5 protein-coding genes and 3 pseudogenes are annotated in these 6,940 nt (G+C 33.3%); 5 read left to right on the top strand and 3 right to left on the bottom strand.

Annotated features, from left to right (window positions below):
- Window positions 1–340: 340 nt before the first annotated feature.
- Together ACFWDE_RS29385 and ACFWDE_RS29380 are read left to right on the top strand one after the other, a co-directional pair.
- A complete protein-coding gene (locus ACFWDE_RS29385; protein ID WP_377896252.1) occupies window positions 341–1,102 on the top strand; it encodes an ABC transporter ATP-binding protein in 762 nt (253 codons plus the stop codon).
- A 16-nt stretch (window positions 1,103–1,118) separates the two neighbouring features.
- A complete protein-coding gene (locus ACFWDE_RS29380; RefSeq protein ID WP_377896251.1) occupies window positions 1,119–2,981 on the top strand; it encodes an FtsX-like permease family protein in 1,863 nt (620 codons plus the stop codon).
- A 161-nt stretch (window positions 2,982–3,142) separates the two neighbouring features.
- On the opposite strand, the pseudogene ACFWDE_RS29375 reads toward ACFWDE_RS29380, so the two are convergent.
- Window positions 3,143–3,487, bottom strand: a pseudogene (locus ACFWDE_RS29375) (TasA family protein); the annotation flags it as partial.
- On the opposite strand from ACFWDE_RS29375, the pseudogene ACFWDE_RS29370 reads away from it, so the two are divergent.
- Window positions 3,476–3,857 (top strand): annotated as a pseudogene (locus ACFWDE_RS29370) (DDE-type integrase/transposase/recombinase); the annotation flags it as partial. The pseudogenes ACFWDE_RS29375 and ACFWDE_RS29370 sit on opposite strands and share 12 nt — an antisense overlap.
- A 197-nt stretch (window positions 3,858–4,054) precedes the next feature.
- On the opposite strand, the gene ACFWDE_RS29365 reads toward ACFWDE_RS29370, so the two are convergent.
- Window positions 4,055–4,381 carry a helix-turn-helix domain-containing protein gene (locus ACFWDE_RS29365; RefSeq protein WP_377896250.1) on the bottom strand — a complete coding sequence of 109 codons (327 nt, stop codon included), beginning with the start codon at window positions 4,379–4,381 and terminating at the stop codon, window positions 4,055–4,057.
- A gap of 212 nt (window positions 4,382–4,593) precedes the next feature.
- Window positions 4,594–5,637, bottom strand: a complete 1,044-nt coding sequence (locus tag ACFWDE_RS29360; RefSeq protein WP_377896249.1) for a tyrosine-type recombinase/integrase — start codon at window positions 5,635–5,637, stop codon at window positions 4,594–4,596.
- 289 nt (window positions 5,638–5,926) lie between these two features.
- Here ACFWDE_RS29360 and ACFWDE_RS29355 point away from each other — a divergent pair.
- Together ACFWDE_RS29355 and ACFWDE_RS29350 are read left to right on the top strand one after the other, a co-directional pair.
- Window positions 5,927–6,206, top strand: a pseudogene (locus ACFWDE_RS29355) (hypothetical protein).
- A gap of 21 nt (window positions 6,207–6,227) precedes the next feature.
- Entirely contained in the window at window positions 6,228–6,737 is a 510-nt protein-coding gene (locus ACFWDE_RS29350; RefSeq protein ID WP_377896248.1) for a helix-turn-helix domain-containing protein, read from the top strand.
- The last annotated feature ends 203 nt before the right edge of the window (window positions 6,738–6,940 follow it).

Here is a 6,940-nt window from a genome sequence, read left to right as displayed (position 1 = left end):
CATGCAGAATATAAAGACGGCTGGATGTCCTTTATTGTTGAACATCCAATCAAATAGATTGGCTTATGGAATTACAGGTTCCATAAGCTTTTTTTATAAAACTTAAGAATTCTTAAGGATTTTACAGGGTGTTTCCTAATTTTCATAGTTTATCATGTATGTATTCAAAGCGATGAGGTGAGTGGAGAAATTAAAAAAGAAAATTTTCTTTACAATTTTCAAGTGGATACATCGTGACAATCTCATGGAAAAGGTGGATGCAACATGACTATTTTGTTAGTAGCAAATAAGAATAGCAGCTTATTGTAAAAAACTGCAAAAACAAACTAGGAGGATATATATGATAAAACCAGTTGTAGATGTAAAAAACATTCAAAAAGTGTACGGTAAAAAAGGTGAAAATCAATCACACGCGTTAAAAGGTGTATCATTCTCAATTCAAGAGGGGGAGTTTGTAGGAATTATGGGGCCATCTGGTTCAGGAAAAACAACATTGCTAAATGTAATTGCAACTCTTGATAAAGCGACAGGTGGCGTTGTTGAAATTGCAGGAACGGATATTACGAAAATGAAGCAAGGTGAGCTTTCTGATTTCCGTTCGCAAAAATTAGGATTTATTTTCCAAGACTTTAACTTACTAGAGAATTTATCTGTTTACGAAAACATTGCACTTCCACTTTCCCTTCAAGGTGTACCATCAAGAAATATTGGGCCGAAAGTAGAAAAGGTAGCTGATATGTTAGGGATTTCAGCAATACTTCAAAAGTATCCATCTGAAGTATCTGGTGGACAAAAGCAACGTTCAGCAGCAGCACGCGCGTTAGTTCATGAACCAGCAATTATATTAGGAGACGAGCCAACAGGAGCTCTTGATTCTAAAAATGCAACGAGTTTACTGGATGCGATGACAAACTTAAATAAAGGGCAAGGCGTATCTATTATGATGGTTACACATGATCCGTACAGTGCAAGTTACTGTCAGCGTATTTTATTCATACAAGATGGTGAGCTATATAAAGAAATTTATCGCGGTGGTACACGTGAAGAGTTCTATAAAGAAATTTTAGACGTTCTTGCAAACTTAGGTACACAAAAAGCGTAAGGAAGGAAGTTCAATCATGTTATTTAAGCTTTCCATGTCAGGCCTAAAAAGTAAGTTGCAAGATTACATTGTCTTACTTGTTGGTCTGATTGTCTCTATTTCAACTTTTTATATGTTTCAAACATTAGCACTCAATAAGGCGTTCCTTGAATCCAATCCACATGCTAAAACGGTTGCAATTGCATTCCAAATCGGTTCCTTTTTATTAGCGATTGTAACGTTTTTCTATATTTTATATGCAAATTCTTTCTTATTATCTCTTCGCCAAAAAGAATTTGGTATGTACATGATGTTAGGGGCAAAAAAGCATAAAGTTACCTTACTTATGTTTATCGAAACAATCGTAATAGGTGCCGCATCTCTTGCAATCGGAATCGCAGTTGGTGTAGGGCTTGCAGAAGGTATTGGTCAGTTATTAATGAAGCAGTTGGAATTCTCTGGTGAAGATTATAAAGCATTTTATATTCCATCTATGACTGTTACTTGCCTCTTTTTCTTTGCACTATTTATAGTATCAGCAATCATGAATAGTATGAAATTATCTCGTATTTCTGTATTACAACTTGTACATGCAGATGCACAAACAGAACGTGTCGCCATAAAAGGAAAAATGACAGTTGTAGTTGCATTCCTTGGTCTAATTTTTCTAAGTATTGGGTATGCATCACTGATCCATATAGCACATTTACAGGAAAAAGAGCTATTAACCGTACCTAAATTCATGGGTATTGGATTAATCACAGCAACAGCCGGTACTTACATGTTATTTGGATCACTTCTCCCAGTTATGCTTAACAAGATAAAGAGTAATAAAAAACGTCGTGAAAAAGGGCTGAATGCTTTTACTTTTGCACAATTGAATTTCCGAATTAATAGCCTAACACGGGTGCTTGCAACGGTAGCAATCTTAGTGGCTCTTGGCGCTGGTGGAATTGCGTGTGGTATGGCATTTAAAAATAACGTTCTAAAGACGACTGATAAAGAAAAAGTTTACGATTCAGTCGTTCATAATCCAACAGCGGAAGAAAAGAAAATTTTGAGTGACATCTTATTTCAAGAGAAGTTTGAATATCGCTACAAAGTAGATGATCAGTATGTGTATTATATAAAAGAAGATGTAGAGAAAAATCGTCCTTTAGCACAAGATAGTGAAAATAGGAAGATGATGAAAGTTTCAGAGGAATTTCCTAAGGATGCATTTACATTGCCAAAACAACTGTATAAACTGTATAACGATGATACGAAAACAAAACAATGGAAAGAAGCTTTCTTCACAATCCAGCCAACTTATATGTATCCTGATCATGAAATAAAAATTATAGACCAAAGCATATACGATAGTATGAAGGATAAAGAAAATACTGTGTTTATTGGAAAAACAGATGATTTTGGAGCACATTTAAAAGAATGGAAAAAACTTGATGAATTACAGGTAGCGAAATATAAAAATGTGAAAGCGGAAGAATTAGGTAGTACGTATCAAATGTATAATCTGAGTCATGGTATGGCCAGTGGATTCATGTTCATGGGCTTCTTCGTTGGAATTGCATTCTTAGCAATGATGGCAAGTTGCCTAATGTTTAAAATTCTATCTGGCGCATCGAAAGACAGCACACGTTATCAAATGCTTCGTAAAATTGGTGTCCGCCGGGGGTTATTAACACAATCGATTTATAAAGAGTTATTCTTCATATTCTTAGTACCGGCAATTGTGGGTATTGCTCATATATTAGTTGGTATGAACATGTTCGGTCCGCTTTTGATTGATCCGTATTTCCGAATTTGGTTGCCACTTGTCATTTTCGTAGTGATTTACTTAATTTACTACTTGATTACAGTTCAATTGTATAAAAGAATTGTACTTCCGAAAGAAAAATAGTTTTACAAAACATACAAAATGTTAAACTCAAAAAAACCAGCGATATTATACACATGTACTGATATCACTGGTTTTTTATATGGATATTTGATGGTCAATTTTACAAATTATAAAAAATTACAAGCTCAGTTTTACATTTTCACAACAATATTTTTGTAATATTATCTTTCTTTTCCCTCTGTTTGATTGGCTTGGAACTCCATTTTTAGCGCAATACTATCCCCTTGGAAAACGTTTTGATCTGTTCCCTTATCCTCAAATATAAACTTTATCCAAAACCAATCCATTTTCCCAGGTTTTAACCCCCCTGTTTCAGTCCACTTAGAATGAAATACTTTTTTGGAGACAATCTCTGAACTTTGTGATTTTAGTTCCGCAAGGGTTGTCTCGTATGCAGGGCTTTTTGCAGGATCCCAATCCCAAAGAAATTGTGCTTTAATATGTTTACCGAAATCTTCTGTAGTATTATTTTGTTTTAAGTCGTTTACAGTATAGTCGATTTTCATCTAAGTAAATCAAGAGATAAACAAGCCGCCAAGTGCTTTTTCGTACGTTTCTAAACCTCGCGTGATAACAGTAGATAAGAACCCTGCCTATCCTGCAGCAATTCAAGCGTTGAAAGAAGAAAAACATATGCCTGAAGGCATCAAGCTAGGACAAGTTAGATATCTCAATAATATAGTGGAACAAGATCATCGTTTTATTAAGAAACGTGTGCGTTCTATATTAGGATTCAAGTCTTTTGGCACAGCTACATCCATTCTTGCAGGAGTAGAAGCTATGCATATGATTAAAAAAGAACAGATTGATTTACGGGATCAGTCTGTTCAAAATCAGAAAGAATTCATCCATCAATTGTTTGGGCTAACAGCATAAAATACAATTCTGCTCGAAATATATGCGCTATATTCTCTTTTATTTTATCTTTGCACCAGAACCAGATTTTCTTAGTCTTTTTAATACTTCACCAAAATTTATCATAACTATAGTATAAAATTTAAGAATTTCAACTACTACAAACAGTCGCTTTACTACCGTATAATACATAAGGTGTTATTTGCATTTGGTTAATTTCATTTGGTAAAGTGTTTTTTAATGAAATATGTATAATCGATAAGAATATCTAACGCTTCTTGTTGTTTTTCAGCAGGTAAATCTGCAAGTGCTACTTTAATGGATTCTAATTTATTTTCTAGAGGATTATTTCTTCCAAACAATTCATCAATGGAGATATTGTGCAGCTCTGCAATCCGCATTATCGAATCTGCATCAGGATCAGCTTTCCCATATTCCCAATTAGCATAAGTAGTGCGGGCAATATTTAGGCGATGTGATATATCGGATTGGGTGTATCCTTGTTTTTTTCGCAATTCAGCAAGTCGTTTGCTTAGATGAGACATATCATCACCTTTTCCTTTCTGATTTATAAGGTTAGTGTAAAACAGAAAAGGTAAAATGCACCGTTATGACTTATAATAAGTCATTTTTTTATTTAACTTGTAATAATCAGTCAAGATATTATGATGAAAGAGAAAGATTTAGAGTTCTATGAACAAAAAAATAGGAAGAAATCGATACGTCAAATCGAGAATCTTCCTATTATATATGTTTACTAAAATAAAGAATTTCCTATATCTATTGTGGCCAAGTTTTGACGTCTTGTACGTTCCCTTAAATAACGTTCCGTCGTCATAATAGATTCATGTCCTAAATAGTCACGTATTTTCTTAAGCTCGACACCTTTTCCCATCAAATGATTTGCAAAAAAGTGCCTGCAGGTATGAGGGGTAATTCTATCTTTCCGGTAACGTAGAAATGGTAAGTTTGTTTCTTCAATTTTTTCTGCTACATATTTTGATAAGTAGTCGGCCCTATAGTGAGAGCCATCCGCTTTAGGTAGAAAAGCAGATATGCTAGAGGCGTCCAATTCACTTGTTTGTTTACGCAATTGGCGAAGATGACAAATATCATCGAGTACATCCTCAAATATACGCACTTCTCTAGTTTTATTTCCTTTTCCAACTACACGTAGGAGATAGACATTTAAAGAAGGATGAAATGTAAGGTCAGCCCATTTTGAGTTTGCAACTTCCTCAATCCGGAGACCGGTAGTGGTAAGGAGAAAAAACAAGGAATACATAAAGAAATTTTTTTTTTTCAATGTATCTAAAATTTCATTCACTTCTTCCGGAAATAGGTCGCGGTTGACCAGCTCTTCTTTTTTTACAGATACTTTTTTAATCCGACTACTAAAGTTGTCTGAGAGTCCATTGTTATCATAAATATATTTTAAAAACTGCTGAACCACTGTTTTCTTTCGGCGTAATGTGGTGGCCGCATATTTCTTACTTAGCTCATAGAAATAGATTTCCATCTCATTATGGGATAACTCATGAATGGTTCCTATTTTTTCTTTTATGTACCGAAGAAAATGAGACAGATCATGCAGATATATCTTTTTTGTACGTTCACTTCTTTTTTTCGTTAAAGAAGGCTCATCATGTAAAAATAAGTAAACCAATGATTCTTCACTTAATTTGGAGTAATCAATGTTTCGAATACCTATACCCATAATTTTTTCAAAATGACTGCTATCAAAAAAATCTGATTTTGATTTTACAATTTGGTTGTTATGTTCGTAATTCAAAATATTCAAATATACACACACCCTTTAATAGAATGAAAAGACAGACATATATTTTATAGGAGGTTTTATGATTCTAATTATACCACAATAAATAGATTATTTATTGTGGTATAAAATGAAATATTAAAAAATTGTATTTTTCTTGTCATTTAACTTTTCATCTTAGTTGATATATAATTGAAATGTTTAATTGGCTTTTTTGTACATTTCAACCCAAATATGATAGGAGGAGATTTTTTTGAAAAATCTTCGTCGTGAAATTTATGATTTAGAATATACCCATTGTTCAACTTGACCTCTGAACAATCTATCAATGAAATTGTACAGATGAGCAAAAAAAGGCAAAACAACGAAACTACAAACATTGTAAAGGATGTCCAATTTTCGATTCCATTGGCGAGAAAGGAGAGCAATTGAATCTCTTATCAAAAAAGAGTACATTTAATAAGGTAAGGGAACGTTACATAGATAATTCGATCAAGTATCTGCAGTATAAAGAGTATTCATTAAAGGATGTAGTAAAAGAGACGGGTTTAACAAAGTACGAACTAAGAAATTTAATACAACAACTAGAATGAATGTTTCGGATGAGGTGAGAAATGAACTATTTATCTTTCGAAGAGGTATGCGATAGCGTAGGTTTAACAAAAAATCAATTAAGCTATTTAATAAAGTATAAACAAATCCAACCTATAAATCCTGTTACCTGGAAAGCAGATGGCGGATACCGTTTTAAAGAAGAAGATGTGCTAAAACTTGTTGAAATGTATAAGGATGCTTTGACATTAAAGAAAGCAGCAGAGTTTCTCGGTAAATCGAAGACATATGTACATAATGCTGCAAGAGATGGCTTATTACCATTTAAAGAAATTGCTAAAGGGAAATCTACTGAGCGATTGTATTTAAAAAGAGATTTAGAAATTTTTAAGCAAGAAATTGAAAATACATCAAAAGAGGAACCAATAGAAAAAAAGCAGCATGTGAGCTTATATCTTGATCCAAAGGTAGTGGAAGCAATAAAGAAAAAAGCTTCCCAAAAAGGGTATAATGGTTACAAAAAGTTTGCAGAAGACATTTTATATGAAGAAGTGAAGGGAGAAATAGAATAATAGATTTTCCAACGAAAATAGGACCCTTTAAAACCGAAAACCGTTTTAAGGGCCTTATTTTCGTTTTGTAGATGATTATGAAATTACGAATGTAATTGTATTAACTACATCGTTAAAGTGGGTTACAATTGAATTTAAGAAGTCGTTTTTTTCTTTGTTTTTTCAAATTTGCTTTAGTTACAAAAAATGGTAACTGAATTATT

It is taken from the genome of Bacillus sp. NPDC060175 (assembly GCF_042728695.1).
GTDB lineage: Bacteria > Bacillota > Bacilli > Bacillales > Bacillaceae_G > Bacillus_A.
Note: the sequence above shows the minus strand (reverse complement) of the source record. Positions and strands in the feature narration are given on the sequence as shown.

Excerpts from the sequence above, each read along its gene's own strand:
- ACFWDE_RS29385 (WP_377896252.1), top strand. The coding sequence starts at position 341 with ATGATAAAACCAGTTGTAGATGTAAAAAACATTCAAAAAGTGTACGGT.
- ACFWDE_RS29380 (WP_377896251.1), top strand. The coding sequence starts at position 1,119 with ATGTTATTTAAGCTTTCCATGTCAGGCCTAAAAAGTAAGTTGCAAGAT.
- ACFWDE_RS29365 (WP_377896250.1), bottom strand. The coding sequence starts at position 4,381 with ATGTCTCATCTAAGCAAACGACTTGCTGAATTGCGAAAAAAACAAGGA.
- ACFWDE_RS29350 (WP_377896248.1), top strand. The coding sequence starts at position 6,228 with ATGAACTATTTATCTTTCGAAGAGGTATGCGATAGCGTAGGTTTAACA.